Consider the following 17705-nt stretch of genomic DNA (forward strand, 5'->3'; position numbering starts at 1 on the left):
TGCCAAATAAAAAAGGAGCCTGAACGGCTCCTTTTTTATTGTTTGCCACAGAAAGCATCAGAGGCAAGGCATCGGAGGCTTGGCATCAAAGCGCGGGCGCCAGCTGACTTTCCTCGTTTTGCACCAGCGGGCGGGTTTCGTTCATTGCCGTTGTGGCTTCCTCGGTCGGCGGCGGCGTTTTCACTTCAGCCGGCGCTGGTTTCACCTGAGCCGGGCTGGGTGAGGATGCCTTCGCGGTGGAAGTGATCACGGGTACCTTCTTGCCCATTGCCACTTCCTTGAGGCGCCGGTATTCGGCTAGCACCTTGGCGCCATAGCCGAAATCGGTTTCGAGCGCGCCGGCGCCGACATACATCTTGAGGCCGGCTTCCACCGAACCGCCGCGTTCGACGTAATCCTTGAGAATCAGGGAACCGACGCGAATATTGGCGACCGGATTCAACGCCGCCTTGACGCCGCCGAGTTCGCGGAACTTGTCATGATGCACCTTGGACATCACCTGCATCAGTCCCTGGGCACCGACCGGACTTTCGGCAAAAGGATTGAAGCCGGATTCGATCGCCATGACCGACAGGATGAGCAGCGGGTCAAGCTTGATTTCCTTGGCCGTCAGGTAGGCTGCGGAGACCAGCATATTGGTGGCATCGGCCGCGACGCGGTAGCGCTTCGACAGCCATTCGGTGACCCATTGCTGCTGCTTGGCATTGCCTGCATGGGCGGCGTCTCCGTTCGCCGCCGTCGGCGTATGCATCGCTGAAACCGCAATCAACGACGTCGCTGCGGCAGGCGGGATTGCGGTGGCTGTCGCAGGCTGCGTGCGCGGAAGCTCTGCCACCGTGCTGGCCGCAGCCAGGGGCGAGCTCGAAGGCACGGTGGTAGCGGCAACAAACGGCGAGAGCGTTTTCAGGCGGTCGGCAGCTTCCGGCTTGACGACCATGATGCCCAGCAGGGCCAATGCAGCGATACCAAGCAGCGTAAGGGTATGGCGTGCAGTAATCATGAAGCCGTTGAACGTGTCGCGGGCAAACACCGCCCACGCGGCCGACTGCGTGGCCTGTTGGCGGGTAAAGTCGTACGCCGCTTGTGTATATCGATTTATCATTGAACCTCCTGAATCCTCACGGCAAACGAAGGGCCACAACAAGATGCTGTAGGCACTTGATTTCAACGTGAATCAGTCACTGTCTGCAGCCGCGCGCAGCGCCTGGCGGCAGACATCGCGATTGTCCGTCCTGGAATGTCGGCGCACGGCCGGCTGGATGGACAACTTTTCCGGGGGAGAAGGCAGACGCCTTTTGAAAACACTCCTTAAAATGTCATATGGGACCCCGATCCCGTGGATACTGAGCGGATTGTCATGCCGATCCCTGGATATGGGGAAAGGGCCGCTCATCAAGCTGGCCGAATTTTAGGTGCGTGTTTATATCGAGTCAATACTAACAAATAGCTATGTTATTACTTTGAGATATAAAGATTCCCTGCAATGCAATAAAAGATAAATAAAATCAACTACTTGGGCTTGCATTCTACAAACACAGACAAGCCTCAAACTTTGTGAAAAATCATGAAATATTCGGATTTGCGGGATTTTATTGCTCAAATGCAAGAGATTGGCGAGCTGAAGCAGGTTTCAGTACCTGTTTCCACCCATCTTGAGATGACGGAAATCTGCGACCGCGTGCTGCGCAGCGGCGGTCCGGCGCTGCTGTTCCAGCGGCCTGAAGGGCATCGCATACCCGTGCTGGCCAATCTTTTCGGCACGCCGCGCCGGGTCGCGCTGGGAATGGGAGCGCAGGATGTAAGCGAGCTGCGCAAGATTGGACACCTGCTCTCCACGCTCAAGGAGCCGGAGCCGCCGAAAGGCCTGAAGGATGTGCTTGGCCTGGGAAGCATGGTGAAGGCGTTGTGGGACATGGCACCAAAGGAGCATCGCTCGGCACCCTGTCAGGAAATAGTCTGGGAAGGGCAGGATGTGGATCTGGCGAAACTGCCGATCCAGCATTGCTGGCCCGGCGACGTCGCGCCTTTGATCACTTGGGGACTGGTGATCACCAAGGGGCCCCACAAGAAACGGCAGAACCTCGGCATCTACCGCCAGCAGGTGATCGGCCATAACAAGGTCATCATGCGCTGGCTGGCGCATCGCGGTGGCGCGCTGGATTTCCGCGAGCACGGCATTGTGAATCGCGGCCAGCCGTATCCGGTCGCGGTGGCGCTGGGTGCGGATCCGGCGACGATACTCGGCGCCGTCACGCCGGTGCCGGACAGCCTGTCGGAATACCAGTTCGCCGGCCTGCTGCGCGGCAGCCGTACCGAACTGGTCAAGGCGATCGGCAGCGAACTGCGCGTACCGGCCTCGGCGGAAATCGTTCTGGAAGGGCATATCTACCCTGATGAATCCCATCCGAGCGGCTATGAGCATGCGTTGGAAGGACCGTATGGCGACCATACCGGCTATTACAACGAACAGGATAGGTTTCCGGTATTCACCATCGACAGGATCACGATGCGGCGCGATCCGATCTACCACTCGACCTATACAGGCAAACCGCCGGATGAGCCGGCAGTGCTGGGCGTGGCGCTCAACGAAGTATTCGTGCCGCTGCTGCAGAGGCAGTTTTCCGAAATCACGGATTTCTATCTCCCGCCGGAGGGCTGCAGCTACAGGATGGCGGTGGTGCAGATCAGAAAGGCTTACGCCGGACATGCCAAGCGGGTGATGTTCGGCGTCTGGAGTTTCCTGCGCCAGTTCATGTACACCAAGTTCATCGTGGTGGTGGACGAGGATGTGAACATCCGGGACTGGAAGGAAGTCATCTGGGCAATTACCACGCGCGTCGATCCTTCAAGGGACACCACGCTGGTCGACAACACGCCGATCGATTACCTCGACTTCGCTTCGCCGGTCAGCGGACTGGGAAGCAAGATGGGGATCGATGCCACCAACAAGTGGCCGGGGGAGACCAGTCGCGAATGGGGAACGACGATTTCAATGACGCCGGAAGTGAAGGCGAAAATCGACCGGATCTGGGGTGAGCTCGGTATCTGATGCCAATCCCAAGCCATTCCATGACATGAGAATGGTATGAGCCGAGACGGATGCCGATTGCCGCCTTCCTGGACCCGGTCCCGGAAATAGGGAGGCGCTCCTTCGGCTTTGCTGTTAAAATGCAGGTCGGCGGGCCCCTGCGCATTGTGGCATGGCCAACCTGGTCAGGTCGGGAACGAAGCAGCCACAGCCATTTCCCGCAAGTGCCGTAGACAAGGCTCGCCCCTTTCCTGCTGATTCCTTATATCTCCCGTAGCCATTTCCGTATTCTCATGCCGGCCATGCGCGTTTCAGGATGTCCTGCTGCAATGCGGCGGCTGACAGGGTGCCATAGACACGGCCCGACTCCGCATCGATACGGCTGGCAATGAAGGCCTCCGCGATCGGCGACGGCGAAGCCTGCAGCATCAGGCAAGCCTGGGCGGCAAGCACCAGTTTCTGCGCGAAGCGGCGCGCAAGCATTTCCCGTTGTTCGGGCGGCGTGGCGAGATCCCTGCGCAAGCCGTCAATCAGTCCCTGCAACCCGGCATGTCCGCTGGCTGTACCGGCCAGCTGGTCGAGCAGCAGAAGAAAACCTTCGGTTTCCCGCTCGACGGCACGCAATACGTCCAGGCACATCACGTTGCCGGAACCTTCCCAGATGGAATTCACCGGCGCTTCGCGGTACAGCCGCGCCATCGGCCCGGTCTCGACGTAGCCGTTGCCGCCCCAGACTTCCATGCATTCCCCGGTAAATTCCAGCGCGCGCTTGCTGATCCAGAACTTGGCGGCCGGCGTGATGATGCGCCGCCAGGCCCGCTCCAGCGGATCCTGCGGCGATTCGAACGCCTGCGCCAGGCGCAGCATCAGCAAGGTGGCCGCTTCGCTTTCCAGAGCCAGGTCCGACAGCACATTGCGCATCAGCGGCTGCTCGGCGAGATGTCGGCCGAACGCGCTGCGATGCCGGGCATGGTGCGCCGCCTGCACGAAAGCCTGGCGCATCAGTCCGGCGCTGCCGATCACGCAATCCAGGCGGGTATGGTTGGCCATCTCGATGATGGTCGGAATGCCGCGGCCTTCCTCGCCGACCATGATGCCCCAGGCGTCCTGGAATTCGACTTCGCTGCTGGAATTGGAGCGATTGCCCAGCTTGTCCTTCAGCCGCTGGACCAGTACCGCGTTCTTGCTGCCGTCCGGCCGCCAGCGCGGCACGAAAAAGCAGGATAGGCCGCCGTCGGTGCGGGCCAGCACCAGATGCGCATCGCACATCGGCGCCGAGAAGAACCATTTGTGTCCGGTCAGCGCGTAGGCCGCGCCGCGTCCCTCGCCGTTCAGCGCGCGCGCCGTCGTGGCATTGGTGCGCACGTCGGAGCCGCCCTGTTTCTCGGTCATGCCCATGCCGATCAGGATGGATGTCTTTTGTTCCAGCGGAAGGTCGCGCGGATCATGTACAGTCGATAACAGCTTCGGTCCGAGTTCGGCGAACAGCCCGGGCTCCTTCTGCAGAACCGGAATCGAGGCGAAGGTCATCGTGGTCGGGCAGAGCGATCCGGCCTCGACCTGGGAATGCAGGAAATAGCCGGCGGCTCGGGCGACATGGGCGCCGCCGCGCGCCTCCATCCAGGGCAGGGCATGCAGCGCTTCCCGGCGCAGCGACGCCAGCAGCGCATGCCATGCCGGATGGAATTCCACCGAGTCGATGCGTCGGCCGAAACGGTCATGCGTTTCGAGTGCCGGCGGATGCCGGTTGGCGAGGTCGCCAAGATGCAACACTTCCTTCGTGCCGAGGCGTGCGCCCAGCATTTGCAGTTTTTCCCCGTTCCAGTCGGCGCCGCGGCGGCGCACGCCGTCGCCGAGCGCGATGTCGGTGGAAAAAAGGTTGTAGTCTGTTAGCTCCGGTACCTGGTTGGTGACTTCATGTGTGGGCCATTGCATGCCGGTATCCTTTTTTCAACAACTGAATCCGCAGTCTATAACTTGCATCAGGTCAGGTAAAATGCTTGCTACAACCAACAGCCAGCGCAACCATGTCTTATCAAGTACTCGCCCGCAAGTATCGTCCAAAGAGCTTTGAAACGCTCGTCGGGCAGGAGCACGTCGTGCGGGCGCTCACGCATGCGCTGGACCAGCGGCGCCTGCACCATGCCTACCTGTTTACCGGAACGCGCGGTGTGGGCAAGACGACGCTGTCGCGCATTCTCGCCAAGTCGCTGAACTGCCAGGGGCCGGACGGCAGCGGCGGCATCACCGCCAGGCCCTGCGGCGTCTGCGAGGCATGCACCGCCATCGATGCCGGGCGTTTCGTCGACTACATCGAAATGGACGCCGCCTCCAATCGTGGCGTCGATGAAATGGCGCAATTGCTCGAGCAGGCGGTCTACGCGCCGTCGAATGCGCGCTTCAAGGTCTACATGATCGACGAAGTGCACATGCTGACCAATCATGCGTTCAATTCCATGCTCAAGACGCTGGAAGAGCCGCCCGAGCATGTGAAATTCATTCTCGCCACGACCGATCCGCAAAAGATCCCGGTGACGGTGCTGTCGCGCTGCCTGCAGTTCAATCTGAAGCAGATGCCGCCGGGGCATATCGTCGGCCATCTGGAGAATATCCTCGGACAGGAAGACATTTCCTTCGAGCCTCAGGCACTGCGTCTGCTGGCGCAGGGCGCGCATGGTTCGATGCGGGACGCCCTGTCCCTGACCGACCAGGCGATTGCCTATGCCGCCGGCAAGGTGACGCTGGAAGCGGTGCAGGGCATGCTCGGCGCCCTCGATCAATCCTATCTGATCCGCGTGCTGGATGCGCTGGCCGCCAAAGATGGCGCAGGAATGCTCGCGGTTGCCGACGAAATGGCAACGCGCAGCCTGTCCTACAACGCCGCCTTGCAGGACCTCGGCACCGTGCTGCACCGGATTGCGCTGGCACAGGCCGTGCCGGCCGCAGTGCCCGACGATGTTCCCGAAAGGGAAGATGTCCTGCGCCTGGCAGGCTTGTTCGATGCGGAAGAGATCCAGCTGTTCTACCAGATCGCCGTCCACGGGCGTAACGACCTGAGCCTGGCGCCGGACGAGTATGCAGGCTTCACGATGACGCTGCTGCGGATGCTGGCCTTCCGCCCCGGCATGGGCGGCGGAGATGGCGCCGGCAAGGCGCAGCCGCCGGCTGCTTCCATGGCGCAGGCGCCGCGCGCCGCTGCTCCTGCGGCGTCCGCGGCAAGGTCGGCAGTAGCGCCCGTGGCATCTGCAGCATCTGCTCCCGCAACTTCCGCAGCTCCTGCCACCACCTCGCGACCCGCTGGCATGAGCCCTGCGCGTGCCGCGCTGGAGGCGGCGCGCAATGGCGGCAAGGCGCCGATGGTCAACGCCGCGCAGTCCCGCCCGATGCCCTCGGCTGCTGCGCCTGCGGCCGCACCAGCATCGGCACCAGCATCCATGGCAGCCGCAGCACTGGCGCCCGCGCCATGGGAAGATGCGCCAGCGCACATGCATGAACCGATTCCTTTCGATTCCACGCCGCTGGCCGTTCAAAAAAAAACTGATACGCGTATCGCCGAGCTGATGCTCGCGGATACGGCGGTGCTGGAAGAAGCGCCGCCCGCCATGCGCACGCCTGCGTCCGTACCGGTGCCCGTGCCTGACATTGCCATCGTCAAGCCGGAGGCGCTGCCGCCGCTGGCCCCGACGCCGATACCCTCGCTCGGCTGGGATGGCAACTGGCCGGTACTGGCCGCGGCGCTTCCCCTGCGCGGCGTGGTCCAGCAGCTGGCGCAGCAGAGCGAACTGCTCCAGTGCGAAGACAACGGCGACGGCGTGCTGATGCACCTGCGCATCCCGCTGGAGACGCTGAGGTCGGCCGGCGCGGTGGATAAATTGATGGCGGCGCTGACCGAGCATTTCGGCAAGACGGTGCGCGTCACCACAGAAATCGGCGCCGTCCGCCAGACCGCCAATGCTGTGGCGGTGGCCGAGCGCGAAGCTCGCCAGCGCCAGGCGGAAGAAAGCATGCAACGCGATCCCTTCGTGCAGACGATGATGCGCGAGTTCGGCGCGACCATCGTGCCGGGATCGATCAAACCCCTCTAACCAACATTCGGGAGTAAGACCATGATGAAGGGCCAACTTGCAGGACTGATGAAGCAGGCGCAGCAGATGCAGGACAACATGAAGAAGATGCAGGAGCAGCTTGCGTCGATCGAGGTCGAGGGCCAGTCCGGCGCCGGCATGGTGAAGGTGGTCATGACTTGCAAGAACGACGTCAAGCGCGTCTCCATCGATCCTTCGCTGCTCGCCGACGACAAGGACATGCTCGAGGACCTGGTCGCCGCCGCCTTCAACGACGCGGTGCGCAAGGCCGAGGCCACTTCGCAGGAAAAGATGTCCGGCATGACCGCCGGCCTGCCGCTGCCGCCCGGCTTCAAGCTGCCGTTCTGATGGCGGATGTGGTGGATGCGGGGTCATGCGCCGTCCCGGCATGGCCCCTCGCGCGGGTCGTTCAAACAATCTGGCGATAGAGAACCGAATTGAAATCTCCCTCCAGCCTCGATTTTCTTACCGAAGCCTTGCGCAGGCTCCCGGGCATCGGTCCCAAGTCGGCGCAGCGCATGGCTTATCACCTGATGCAGCATGACCGCGACGGCGCCGGCCTGCTCGGCCGCGCGCTGCTGCAGGCGGTGAAGCGCGTCCATCACTGCGCCAGCTGCAATACCTTCACGGAAAACGAGCTCTGCGAGATGTGCACGGATTCCGAGCGCGACGCCACGCTGCTGTGCGTGGTGGAAACGCCGGCCGACCAGTTGATGATCGAGCAGACCCTGACCTACAAGGGGCTGTACTTTGTGCTGATGGGGCGGCTTTCGCCGCTCGACGGCATCGGTCCGAAGGATATTCATCTCGAAAAGCTGATCGCGCGCGCCACCGACGGCGTGGTGAAGGAGGTGGTGCTGGCCACCAATTTCACCAATGAAGGCGAAGCCACCGCGCATTACATCAGCGAGACGCTCAAGGCGCGCGGCATCAGGGTGAGCCGGCTGGCGCGCGGCGTGCCTGTCGGCGGCGAGCTGGAATACGTGGATGCGGGAACGATTGCCCGCGCGATGCTGGACCGCCGTAGCACCTGAGCACGCGATCGTCCATGCCGCGCGTTGCAGATTCAGGAGACGATTTGCCGGCGAGCGAGCCGGATGCTTCCTGGCTGGCGTCGCGCTGGCAGGCGCTCTGCACCGCGCTGGAATGCCCGCCGCAGGCGGCCGCGGACGTGTGGCAGCTCATCGAACAACACTACTGCGAACCTCGCCGGCATTATCACAACCTTGCGCATGTCGCCGCCTTGCTGCGCCATGCCGATGCGCATTGCGCGCATCTTTCGCATGCGCATGTCGTCGAACTGGCGATCTGGTTTCATGACGTCATTTACGACACCCAATCGGGCGGCAATGAAGTTGCCAGCGCCGCGGTGGCAAGCGCAGCCATGCAGGCAATGCGGGTGGATGCCGGCATTGCCTCGCAGGTCGAGCGCTGCATACTCGCCACCATCCATCATGCCGTGACCGATAAGGACGTGCCGGACCTTCCTCTGTTCCTGGACTTCGATCTCGCGATACTCGGCGCGCCCCGCGACGTGTACCAGCAGTACCGCGCCGCGATCCGCTGCGAATACGAATGGGTGCCGGAACAGGACTACCGGACCGGGCGGGCCAAGGTGCTGAGGCGCTTCCTAGACCGTCCGGCGCTGTACTTCACGCCATGGATGGCTTCGCGTTTCGAAGCCTCCGCCAGGGACAACCTCCGATCCGAACTGCTTCTTCTGGATCCGCAATTCACCTCAAGGTAGAACATGCAGGCACAACCATCCGCCGGCCCGCTCGCCGGCATCAAGGTACTCGAACTCGGCACATTGATCGCCGGCCCGTTCTGCTCGCGCATGCTGGCGGAATTCGGCGCGGACGTCGTCAAGATCGAAGCGCCGGACGGCGGCGATCCGATACGGCAGTGGCGCGTGCTCAAGGACGGCACCTCGCTCTGGTGGACGGTGCAGTCGCGCAACAAGAAAAGCGTCACCCTCAACATGAAGGATGCGCGCGGCCAGGAAATCGCGCGGCGCCTGGCGCTCGAGGCCGACATCATCATCGAGAATTACCGGCCCGGCGTGCTGGAGAAGTGGGGCATCGGCTACGAGGCGTTGAAAGCCGTCAACCCGGCCACCATCATGGTGAGGCTGTCCGGCTACGGCCAGACCGGCCCGATGAAGGACTTGCCCGGCTTCGGCGCCATCGGCGAATCGATGGGCGGACTGCGCTACGTCTCCGGCCATGCGGACCGGCCGCCGGTGCGCGTCGGCATTTCCATCGGCGATTCGGTAGCGGCACTGCATGGAGTCATCGGCGCGATGATGGCCTTGCGCCATCGCGACGTCACCGGCGGCCGCTGGAACGGCAGGCGGGGCGCCGAATGCATCGCGGGACAGGGGCAGATGGTGGATGTGGCCCTGTACGAGTCGGTGTTCAACATGATGGAGTCGCTGGTACCGGAATACGACCATGCCGGCGTGGTGCGCGAGCGCACCGGCGGCGCGCTGCCGGGCATCGTGCCGTCCAATACCTATACCACCGGCGACGGCGAGAACATCGTCATCGCCGGCAATGGCGACGCCATCTTCAAGCGCCTGATGCTGGCCATCGGCCGCGACGACATGGCCAACGATCCCGATCTTGCCCGCAACGACGGCAGGGTGCCTCGCACCGCCGAGATCGACGGCGCGATTCAGGCCTGGTGCGCCGCCAGGAGCATCGACGAGGCGCTTGCCGTATTGAAGTCTGCCGATGTGCCGGTGGGTAAGATCTATTCGGTGCGCGACATGATGAGCGACCCGCAATTCCTCGCGCGTCGCATGTTCGAGCAGCACAGCTTCGCCGACGGCACGCCGATCAAGCTGCCGGCGATCACGCCCAAGCTGTCCGAGACGCCGGGCGAGACGAAATGGATCGGGCCGGAACTCGGCGAACACAATGCTGAAGTCTTGCGCGCACTGGGTTATGATGATGAGCACATCACACAACTCAAGCGAGATGGAGTGATATAGTCAGATGAGTGATCAGGAGTGATCAGGAGTAATCAACACTCACGGCATGTAAAAACAAGATTGGAGACAGCATGAACAAGAGCTTCTGGAAGCAGTTCGCGATCGCCCTGGCGCTTTTCCTCGCCGGCTATTTCACCTTCAACAGCAACCTGTTCGCGCAGACACTGGAAAAGCCCAAGGTCTCGATCGCCGTCGGCGGCAAGAACCTGTTCTACTACCTTCCGCTGACGATCGCCGAGCAGCTCGGCTACTTCAAGGAAGAAGGCCTGCAGGTCGAGATCAGCGATTTCGCCGGCGGCGCCAAGGCCCTGCAGGCACTGGTCGGCGGCAGCGCCGACGTGGTCTCCGGCGCCTACGAGCACACCATCAACATGCAGTCCAAGGGACAGCCGATCACCGCCTTCGTGCTGCAGGGCAGGGCACCGCAGATCGTGCTCGCGGTATCCAACAAGACCATGCCCAACTACAAGTCGGTCGCCGACCTCAAGGGCAAGAAGATCGGCGTGACCGCGCCCGGCTCCTCGACCAACATGATGACCAACTTCGTGCTCGCCAAGGCCGGCCTCAAGCCGAGCGACGTTTCCTTCATCGGCGTCGGTACCTCGGCCGGCGCGATCTCCGCGCTGCGCTCCGGGCAGATCGATGCGATCGCCAACCTCGATCCGGTGATCACCATGCTGCAGCAGAAAAACGAAGTGAGGGTGATCGCCGATACCCGCACGCTGAAGGATACCAACGAGGTCTTCGGCGGCCCGATGCCGGCCGCCACGCTCTACACCACCGAAGCCTTCCTCAAGAAAAATCCGAACACCGCGCAGGCCATGACCAATGCCATGGTGCGCGCGTTGAAGTGGCTGCAGAAGGCCGGTCCCTCGGACATCATCAAGGTGGTGCCGGAAAATTACCTGCTGGGCGACAGGGCGCTCTACATCGAAGCCTTCATGCGGGTGCGTGAAGCGATTTCACCCGACGGCACGTTCCCCGAAGCCGGTCCCCGGACCGCGCTCAAGACCCTGCAGGCCTTCGAGCCGGAGCTGGCCAGCAAGAACATCGACCTGTCGAGGACCTTCACCAATGACATGGTGCAGAAGGCCAACGCGAAGTTCAAATAAGGAGGCGAGGCCGATGCGGCGGGACAAACATCCCGCCTGCCCCTGCATGCGTCCTTCCTGACGTTTGCTCCCGATGTTTTCTACCTGATTGCATGACACGCTCGCCGCAACGGGGGCGCGACAACCGACAACGGACCAGATGACACCTGCGCTCGCTCTCGACAACATCACCTGTACCTTCATTTCCAAGGACGACCGCTCGCAGCGCTATACCGCGGTCGCCGACTCCACGCTCCATATCGCTCCCGGTGAATTCGTTTCCGTGGTCGGCCCCACCGGCTGCGGCAAGTCGACGCTGCTCAATGTCGGCGCCGGCCTGCTGGAACCGTCTTCCGGCCAGGTCCGCGTCTTCGGCGAACCCCTGAGCGGCATCAACCGCCGCGCCGGCTACATGTTCCAGTCGGATGCGCTGATGCCCTGGCGCAGCGCCCTGCAGAACGTGATTGCCGGCCTGCAGTTCCGGGGAGTCGGCGAGGCAGCGGCGCGCAGCCAGGGCGAGGAATGGCTGGCCCGCGTCGGACTGCAGGGCTTCGGCGACCGCTATCCGCACCAGCTGTCCGGCGGCATGCGCAAGCGCGTCGCGCTGGCGCAGACCCTGATTCTCGATCCCGACATCATTTTGATGGATGAACCGTTTTCCGCGCTCGACATCCAGACCCGCCAGCTGATGGAGAACGAGGTGCTCGAGCTTTGGAACGCCAGCAAGAAGGCCGTGCTGTTCATCACCCATGACCTCGATGAAGCGATCGCCATGTCGGACCGGGTGGTGGTGCTGTCGGCGGGACCGGCGACGCGGCCGATCGGCGAGTTCAGGGTCGACCTGCCGCGTCCGCGCGACGTCGCCGAGATCCGCATGCATCCGCGCTTCGTCGAGCTGCATGCGCAGATCTGGAATGTCTTGCGCGAAGAAGTCCTGAAGGGTTATCAGCAGCAGAAAATAAAGGCTTGAATCCAGACCATGTGGAAATTCATCAAACCCCAAGCCCGCACGCTGCGTTTCTGGCAAATCCTGGTCCTGGTCGTGGTGTTCATGGCCTGGCACCTGGCCACGCGCGATCCGAAGATCGCGTTCTTCTTCGGCGAGCCGCTCAAGGTGATGGCCCGCATCTGGCAATGGTTTACCGTCGGCAGCGGCTCGCTTGAAGTCGGCATGTTCGACGCGACCTGGTTCACCCTCGATTTTCCCGCCGAAATCTATCCCCACCTGCTGGTGACGCTGACCGAAACGCTGCTGGCCTTCGCCATCGGTACGCTGCTCGGGCTGGTTCTCGGCCTGTGGCTGGCGCTGTCGCCGATGACCTCTGCCATATTCGACCCCTACATCAAGGCGGCCAATTCCATGCCCCGGGTGATCCTGGCGCCGATCTTCGCGATGTGGTTCGGGCTCGGCATCTGGTCCAAGGTGGCGCTGGCGGTCACGCTGGTGTTCTTCATTGTCTTCTTCAATGTCTACCAGGGCGTGCGCGAAGTCAGCCCGACGGTGCTGGCCAATGCCCGCATGCTGGGCGCCAACCGGCGCCAGCTGCTGCGCCATGTGTACTTGCCTTCGGCCACGTCCTGGGTGTTTTCCAGCCTGCATACCTCGGTCGGCCTCGCGTTCGTGGGCGCCATCGTCGGCGAATATCTCGGTTCGGCGCGCGGCGTCGGCTACCTGATCCTGCAGGCGGAGGGCACCTTCGACATCAATACGGTATTCGCGGGTATCCTCGTGCTGACGGCTTTTGCGCTGGTGCTCGACATGCTGGTCGGCGTGATCGAGCGCCGGCTGATGAAGTGGCAGCCGCGTTCGGGCGAAACGGAAAAGCTCTGATGCCGCCGGGCAGGCTCGGCTCTTGCTAAGAGGAATTCGAGTCCGGCAATTGCACCTGGACAGTGCCCGAGCCGCCATGCAATCCCATGCCGGGGCGTCTTCGCCCAAACTTGGGGCGCGTTTGCACCATGGCGGAGCCGGCAAATCAGATCAATGAACCCATGGAGGATTTTTCATGCAAGCATCCGCGCCGCGCAAGACTGCCGCAGCACTCACAATCGCATTGCTGGCCGGCCTGTGTGCCGCCCCGGCATTCGCCCATCCCGGCGAACATCATGCGGTCGCCAGCTTCTCGCTGGGTTTCCTGCATCCCATTCTCGGCTGGGATCACCTGCTGGCCATGCTGGCTGTCGGCCTGTGGGCGTCGCAGCAGCCGCGCCGCGTCGCCTGGGTCATGCCGCTGGCCTTTCCGGCCATGATGGCGCTGGGCGCGCTGGTAGGCTTACAAGGCGGAGCGCTGCCCTGGATGGAAACCGGCATTGCGGCATCGGTTGCCGTGCTGGGTCTGCTGATTGCCTTCGCGGTGCGCATGCCGCTGGCAGGCGGCGCGGCCATCATTGCACTGTTCGGCCTGGTACATGGAGTTGCCCATGGCATCGAAGCGCCCGCCGGTGGAACGCTGCTCGGCTACGGTGCCGGCTTCATTGCCGCAACCGTCATGCTGCACCTGGCAGGCCTGCTGGCCGGCATGTGGGCCACGCGGCCGGCTGCCAGTGGCCGCGTGCTGCGCGCGGCCGGTGCGGTCGTGGCCTCAGCCGGATTTTCCCTGCTAGCCTTCATTTAATGCCGGACAGGATAAGACGATGCGAACGGTCCTGCGGCTGGGCCGTTTTGCTGCCGATCGCCTTGCCTGGCTGAAATCCCTCCAGTAAAACCCTCAATGCATCCACGCCCCGTCTGATTTCCTCGGGCGGGATGGCGGCAAACCCCAGCAGCATTCCGCATGCCCTTGGCTGCGGAATGTCCGCTTCTCGGGCGTTATAGAAATGCGACAGCGCCCGTATCTCTAGTCCGTGATCCAGCGCCTTGCGAGCGACAGCTTCGTCGTCGCATGGCTGCCGAAACATGACCGGAAGATGCAGGCCGGTATCGGTGACGCCTATGTTCAACCTGTCGGCCAATTGCGACTGGAGGGCCTGCAGCAGCGCCGAGCGCCGTTCCGCATAGACTTCGCGGGTGCGCTTGATATGACGGCTGAAATGGCCTTCCAGGATGAAGTCCGTCAGCACCGCCTGCGGCACCAGCGGCGCATGCCGGTCAAGGATGGCCTTGCCCTGCGCAAATGCCTCGGCCAGCGCCGGCGGCGCGACGATATAGCCCAGGCGCAGGCTGGGAAACAGGACTTTCGACAGGGTGCCGACATAGATCACGCAGCCGGTCTTGTCGAGGCTTTGCAGCGACGCCAGCGGCGGGCCGGTGTAGCGGTATTCGCTGTCGTAATCGTCCTCGATCACCCAGGCCTTGCTGGCGGAGGCCCAGGCCAGCAGTTCCAGCCTCCGCTGCAGGCTCATGGTGACGCCGAGCGGCAGCTGATGGGTCGGCGTGACATAGACCAGCCTGGCATCCGGATAGGCATGCATGCCGTGCGACACGATCATGCCTTCGGCATCGACGCCGACCGGGCACACCTGCGCCTCGGCGGCATGCAGCGAGGCATTGATGCCGCGGTACCCCGGCTCTTCCACCCAGGCCTGTTCGCCCGGCGCCAGCAGCAGGGCGGCGATCAAATACACCGCCTGCTGCGAGCCCGAGGTGATGATGATCTGGTCGGCCGTGCACTGCACGCCGCGCGCCGCGCGCAGGTAAGCCGCCAGCCCCTCGCGCAGCGGACGGTAGCCGGCCGGATCGCCATAGCCGAGTTCGTGGGGCGGCTTGCGCCAGCGGCGCGCCTCCAATCGACCCCATACGTCAAAGGGAAAGACGTCGAGCCCCGGCATGCCGATGCGAAAGGCGCGCAGTTCGCCCTGGTGGAAGGGAAGCTGCGCCTGCCTGCCGGTGAAGCGCTGGCCGCGCGCCGAGAGCGGCCGCATCGGCTGCGTCGCCTGGCGTCCGGCGGAAGCCGCCTGCTGCGTGGACGGGATCGGCAGGCTGGCGCTGACGAAGGTGCCCCTGCCGACCGTGCCGGACAAGTAACCTTCGGCCATCAGTTGCGAATAGGCATTGAGAACGGTCTGGCGCGACACTCCGCACAGCAATGCCAGCTCGCGCGTGGGCGGCAGTTGCATGCCCGCCGCCAGCTTGCCGGCAAGGATGGATTGCTTGATCGTTTCGTACAGCTGGCGAAACAGCGGCGTGGCCGACTGCGCATCGAGTTGCAGGGCCGCGAGCGATTGGGCGATGTGCATGGCTTGATTCCGAAATTGGTATTTCGAAATTATCACTTATTGGATCTTTCAGATAGCCAAATTCCGCAATAAGCTATGCGTGCATTTCACAGAAGGAGCCAAACATGCATACCTATGTCGCTACCATCGCCTGGGAACGGGGCCAGGACAATTTCAAGGACAACAGCTACAGCCGCGGTCATCGCTGGAGTTTCGACGGCGGCGTCGAGGTGCCGGCGTCATCCTCACCTTCGGTGGTGCCGGAACCGATGTCGGTAGCGGCCGCGGTCGATCCGGAAGAAGCCTTTGTCGCCGCCATTTCGAGCTGTCACATGCTGACCTTCCTGTGGCTCGCGGGCAAGGCCGGGTTCGTGGTCGACCGCTATGTCGATGAAGCCGTCGGCGTGATGAAGAGGAATGAGCAAGGCCGCGTCGCGGTGACCCGCGTGGCGCTGCGTCCGCGCATCGCGTTCGGCGGCGAGCGTCAGCCGACCGCCGAGGAGCTCGACGACCTGCATCATCGCGCGCATGAAGACTGCTTCATCGCCAATTCCGTCAAAACCGAAATCGTAGTCGAGGCGCCGGTCGAAACCGGTGCCTGAACAGGAGTCCGTCATGTATATCCCCGCCCAGTTCGCCGAAAACCGCGCCGATGTCATGCACCGGTTGATGCATGAGCATTCGCTGGGCACCTTGGTGACGCTCGGCGAAGATGGTCTGCAGGCTAACCATATTCCATTCGAAATCGTCAGCGACGGTTCGCCGTTCGGACGCCTGCAGGCCCACGTTGCGCGCAGCAATCCGGTATGGCGGGAGGAGACGCAGATCGAATCGCTGATCGTGTTCCAGGGCGCGCAGGCTTATATCAGCCCCTCGCTTTACGAGACCAAGAAAGAGCATGGCAAGGTGGTGCCGACCTACAACTACATGGTCGTGCATGCATATGGGCGGCTGCGCGCGGTCGATGATCCGCAGTGGGTGCATGCGCTGCTGGCCCGCCTGAGCGCGCGGCACGAGGCAGGACGCGCAGCGCCGTGGTCGATCGACGATGCGCCGGCCGGCTTCATCGACTCGCTGTTGTCCCAGATCGTTGGCATCGAGATCGAGATCACGCGCTTGCAGGGAAAATGGAAAGTCAGCCAGAACCAGCCGGCGCGCAACCGGGCCAGCGTGGAAGCGGGCTTGAGGGAGCAGGGCGGTGAGCAGTCCGTGGCGATGGCGGAAGCGGTTGCTCTGCGCGCCGGGTGAGCGAAGAGGGCGCAACTCCGCATGAAAGAGAAAAGGCATCCTGCCATGACGGCGGGATGCCTTCGTCATTTCCAGAAACGCAGCTCCTGGTTGGCTTAGCCTTGGCGCAAAGCCTCGACCATCTTGTCCAGTTTCACCGCATCGGCGCAGAACTGCCGGATGCCTTCAGCCAGTTTTTCCGTACCCATCGCATCTTCATTGAGCAAGAAGCGGAAGGTCCTTTCATCCAGCGTCAGTTTCTGCAGGTCGGCGCCTGCGGCTTCCTCCGGGCTGAGCTTGCGCACTACCTGCGCGTCGCCGTCGGCCAGCTTCTGCAGCAGTTCCGGGCTGATGGTCAGCAGGTCGCAGCCGGCCAGTTCGATGATCTGCGACGTGTTGCGGAAGCTGGCGCCCATGACCTCGGTCTTGTAGCTGAACTTCCGGTAGTAGTTGTAGATGCGCTTGACCGACTGCACGCCCGGATCGTCGGCCCCGGTGTATTCCTGGCCGGTCGATTTCTTGTACCAGTCGTAGATGCGGCCGACGAACGGCGAGATCAGCTGCACCTGCGCGTCGGCGCAGGCGATCGCCTGGGGCAGCGCGAACAGCAGCGTCATGTTGCAGCGGATGCCTTCCTTTTCCAGCACTTCGGCGGCGCGGATGCCTTCCCATGTCGAGGCGATCTTGATCAGGATGCGCTCGCGCGAAATGCCAGCGGCTTCGTACAGCGCGATCAGCGCGCGACCCTTGTCGATGGTGCCTTGGGTGTCGAAGGAGAGGCGAGCGTCGGTTTCGGTGGAAACGCGGCCGGGAATGATTTTCAGGATTTCTGTCCCGAAGGCGACCAGCAGGTTGTCGACGATGTCGCCGGTGGATTTGGCGCCGTGATCGCGCGCCGCCTTTTCCAGCAGGTGCCGGTACTCTTCCTTTTGCACCGCTTTCAGGATGAGAGAGGGATTGGTGGTGGCGTCGCGCGGCGCGAAGGCCTGGATCGACTGGAAATCGCCGGTGTCGGCGACGATGGTGGTGTGCTGCTTCAGTTGTTCGAGCTGGTTCATGGCGATGCGGTAAAAGGCAGGCGGAAAAGCTGCATGATAACCGCATCGCGCCGCCGCGGTTAGACA

16 protein-coding genes and 1 other RNA gene are annotated in these 17705 nt (G+C 62.8%); 13 read left to right on the forward strand and 4 right to left on the reverse strand.

Annotation, left to right across the window (positions count from 1 at the left end):
- Nucleotides 1-85 precede the first annotated feature (85 nt).
- Nucleotides 86-1102, reverse strand: a complete 1017-nt coding sequence (locus tag RY831_RS18405) for a transglycosylase SLT domain-containing protein (RefSeq protein WP_326507841.1) — start codon at nt 1100-1102, stop codon at nt 86-88.
- A gap of 462 nt (nt 1103-1564) precedes the next feature.
- On the opposite strand from RY831_RS18405, the gene ubiD reads away from it, so the two are divergent.
- A complete protein-coding gene (gene ubiD, locus RY831_RS18410) occupies nt 1565-3049 on the forward strand; it encodes a 4-hydroxy-3-polyprenylbenzoate decarboxylase (protein ID WP_326507842.1) in 1485 nt (494 codons plus the stop codon).
- A gap of 128 nt (nt 3050-3177) precedes the next feature.
- Nucleotides 3178-3276: signal recognition particle sRNA small type (ffs, locus tag RY831_RS18415), an RNA gene on the forward strand.
- A 43-nt stretch (nt 3277-3319) separates the two neighbouring features.
- Here ffs and RY831_RS18420 read toward each other — a convergent pair.
- On the reverse strand, nt 3320-4963 hold the full coding sequence (locus RY831_RS18420) for an isovaleryl-CoA dehydrogenase (RefSeq protein WP_326507843.1): 1644 nt from the start codon (nt 4961-4963) through the stop codon (nt 3320-3322).
- Nucleotides 4964-5055: 92 nt separating this feature from the next.
- On the opposite strand from RY831_RS18420, the gene RY831_RS18425 reads away from it, so the two are divergent.
- The 9 genes from RY831_RS18425 to RY831_RS18465 all read left to right on the forward strand — a co-directional run bounded on the left by RY831_RS18425 (nt 5056) and on the right by RY831_RS18465 (nt 13814).
- Nucleotides 5056-7113, forward strand: a complete 2058-nt coding sequence (locus RY831_RS18425; protein WP_326507844.1) for a DNA polymerase III subunit gamma/tau — start codon at nt 5056-5058, stop codon at nt 7111-7113.
- A gap of 21 nt (nt 7114-7134) precedes the next feature.
- Nucleotides 7135-7461, forward strand: coding sequence for a YbaB/EbfC family nucleoid-associated protein (locus RY831_RS18430; RefSeq protein ID WP_326507845.1), 327 nt, complete (start codon nt 7135-7137; stop codon nt 7459-7461).
- Nucleotides 7462-7550: 89 nt separating this feature from the next.
- Nucleotides 7551-8147, forward strand: a complete 597-nt coding sequence (recR, locus tag RY831_RS18435; RefSeq protein WP_326507846.1) for a recombination mediator RecR — start codon at nt 7551-7553, stop codon at nt 8145-8147.
- 14 nt (nt 8148-8161) lie between these two features.
- A complete protein-coding gene (locus RY831_RS18440; RefSeq protein ID WP_326507847.1) occupies nt 8162-8860 on the forward strand; it encodes an HD domain-containing protein in 699 nt (232 codons plus the stop codon).
- Nucleotides 8861-8863: 3 nt separating this feature from the next.
- On the forward strand, nt 8864-10108 hold the full coding sequence (locus RY831_RS18445; protein ID WP_326507848.1) for a CaiB/BaiF CoA transferase family protein: 1245 nt from the start codon (nt 8864-8866) through the stop codon (nt 10106-10108).
- A gap of 71 nt (nt 10109-10179) precedes the next feature.
- Complete coding sequence (locus RY831_RS18450; RefSeq protein ID WP_326507849.1) at nt 10180-11220, forward strand: ABC transporter substrate-binding protein; 1041 nt, start codon at nt 10180-10182, stop codon at nt 11218-11220.
- 139 nt (nt 11221-11359) lie between these two features.
- Entirely contained in the window at nt 11360-12169 is an 810-nt protein-coding gene (locus RY831_RS18455; RefSeq protein WP_326507850.1) for an ABC transporter ATP-binding protein, read from the forward strand.
- 9 nt (nt 12170-12178) lie between these two features.
- On the forward strand, nt 12179-13030 hold the full coding sequence (locus tag RY831_RS18460; RefSeq protein WP_326507851.1) for an ABC transporter permease: 852 nt from the start codon (nt 12179-12181) through the stop codon (nt 13028-13030).
- Between the two features lie 175 nt (nt 13031-13205).
- On the forward strand, nt 13206-13814 hold the full coding sequence (locus RY831_RS18465) for a HupE/UreJ family protein (RefSeq protein WP_326507852.1): 609 nt from the start codon (nt 13206-13208) through the stop codon (nt 13812-13814).
- Here RY831_RS18465 and pdxR read toward each other — a convergent pair.
- Nucleotides 13807-15375 (reverse strand): MocR-like pyridoxine biosynthesis transcription factor PdxR, encoded by a 1569-nt coding sequence (gene pdxR, locus RY831_RS18470; protein WP_326507853.1) that lies wholly within the window; start codon nt 15373-15375, stop codon nt 13807-13809. The two genes, RY831_RS18465 and pdxR, sit on opposite strands and share 8 nt — an antisense overlap.
- Nucleotides 15376-15479: 104 nt before the next feature.
- On the opposite strand from pdxR, the gene RY831_RS18475 reads away from it, so the two are divergent.
- Together RY831_RS18475 and RY831_RS18480 are read left to right on the forward strand one after the other, a co-directional pair.
- Nucleotides 15480-15956: an OsmC family protein gene (locus RY831_RS18475; RefSeq protein ID WP_326507854.1), complete on the forward strand. Its 477-nt coding sequence runs from the start codon at nt 15480-15482 to the stop codon at nt 15954-15956.
- Between the two features lie 13 nt (nt 15957-15969).
- Entirely contained in the window at nt 15970-16602 is a 633-nt protein-coding gene (locus RY831_RS18480) for an FMN-binding negative transcriptional regulator (protein WP_326507855.1), read from the forward strand.
- 95 nt (nt 16603-16697) lie between these two features.
- Here RY831_RS18480 and tal read toward each other — a convergent pair whose 3' ends face one another.
- Complete coding sequence (gene tal / locus RY831_RS18485; protein ID WP_326507856.1) at nt 16698-17639, reverse strand: transaldolase; 942 nt, start codon at nt 17637-17639, stop codon at nt 16698-16700.
- Between the last annotated feature and the right edge of the window lie 66 nt (nt 17640-17705).

The sequence above is a fragment of the Noviherbaspirillum album genome, from assembly GCF_035916955.1.
Lineage (GTDB): Bacteria > Pseudomonadota > Gammaproteobacteria > Burkholderiales > Burkholderiaceae_D > Noviherbaspirillum > Noviherbaspirillum album.

Excerpts from the sequence above, each read along its gene's own strand:
- RY831_RS18405 (WP_326507841.1), bottom strand. The coding sequence starts at position 1,102 with ATGATAAATCGATATACACAAGCGGCGTACGACTTTACCCGCCAACAG.
- ubiD (WP_326507842.1), top strand. The coding sequence starts at position 1,565 with ATGAAATATTCGGATTTGCGGGATTTTATTGCTCAAATGCAAGAGATT.
- RY831_RS18420 (WP_326507843.1), bottom strand. The coding sequence starts at position 4,963 with ATGCAATGGCCCACACATGAAGTCACCAACCAGGTACCGGAGCTAACA.
- RY831_RS18425 (WP_326507844.1), top strand. The coding sequence starts at position 5,056 with ATGTCTTATCAAGTACTCGCCCGCAAGTATCGTCCAAAGAGCTTTGAA.
- RY831_RS18430 (WP_326507845.1), top strand. The coding sequence starts at position 7,135 with ATGATGAAGGGCCAACTTGCAGGACTGATGAAGCAGGCGCAGCAGATG.
- RY831_RS18440 (WP_326507847.1), top strand. The coding sequence starts at position 8,162 with ATGCCGCGCGTTGCAGATTCAGGAGACGATTTGCCGGCGAGCGAGCCG.
- RY831_RS18445 (WP_326507848.1), top strand. The coding sequence starts at position 8,864 with ATGCAGGCACAACCATCCGCCGGCCCGCTCGCCGGCATCAAGGTACTC.
- RY831_RS18450 (WP_326507849.1), top strand. The coding sequence starts at position 10,180 with ATGAACAAGAGCTTCTGGAAGCAGTTCGCGATCGCCCTGGCGCTTTTC.
- RY831_RS18455 (WP_326507850.1), top strand. The coding sequence starts at position 11,360 with ATGACACCTGCGCTCGCTCTCGACAACATCACCTGTACCTTCATTTCC.
- RY831_RS18460 (WP_326507851.1), top strand. The coding sequence starts at position 12,179 with ATGTGGAAATTCATCAAACCCCAAGCCCGCACGCTGCGTTTCTGGCAA.
- RY831_RS18465 (WP_326507852.1), top strand. The coding sequence starts at position 13,206 with ATGCAAGCATCCGCGCCGCGCAAGACTGCCGCAGCACTCACAATCGCA.
- pdxR (WP_326507853.1), bottom strand. The coding sequence starts at position 15,375 with ATGCACATCGCCCAATCGCTCGCGGCCCTGCAACTCGATGCGCAGTCG.
- RY831_RS18475 (WP_326507854.1), top strand. The coding sequence starts at position 15,480 with ATGCATACCTATGTCGCTACCATCGCCTGGGAACGGGGCCAGGACAAT.
- RY831_RS18480 (WP_326507855.1), top strand. The coding sequence starts at position 15,970 with ATGTATATCCCCGCCCAGTTCGCCGAAAACCGCGCCGATGTCATGCAC.
- tal (WP_326507856.1), bottom strand. The coding sequence starts at position 17,639 with ATGAACCAGCTCGAACAACTGAAGCAGCACACCACCATCGTCGCCGAC.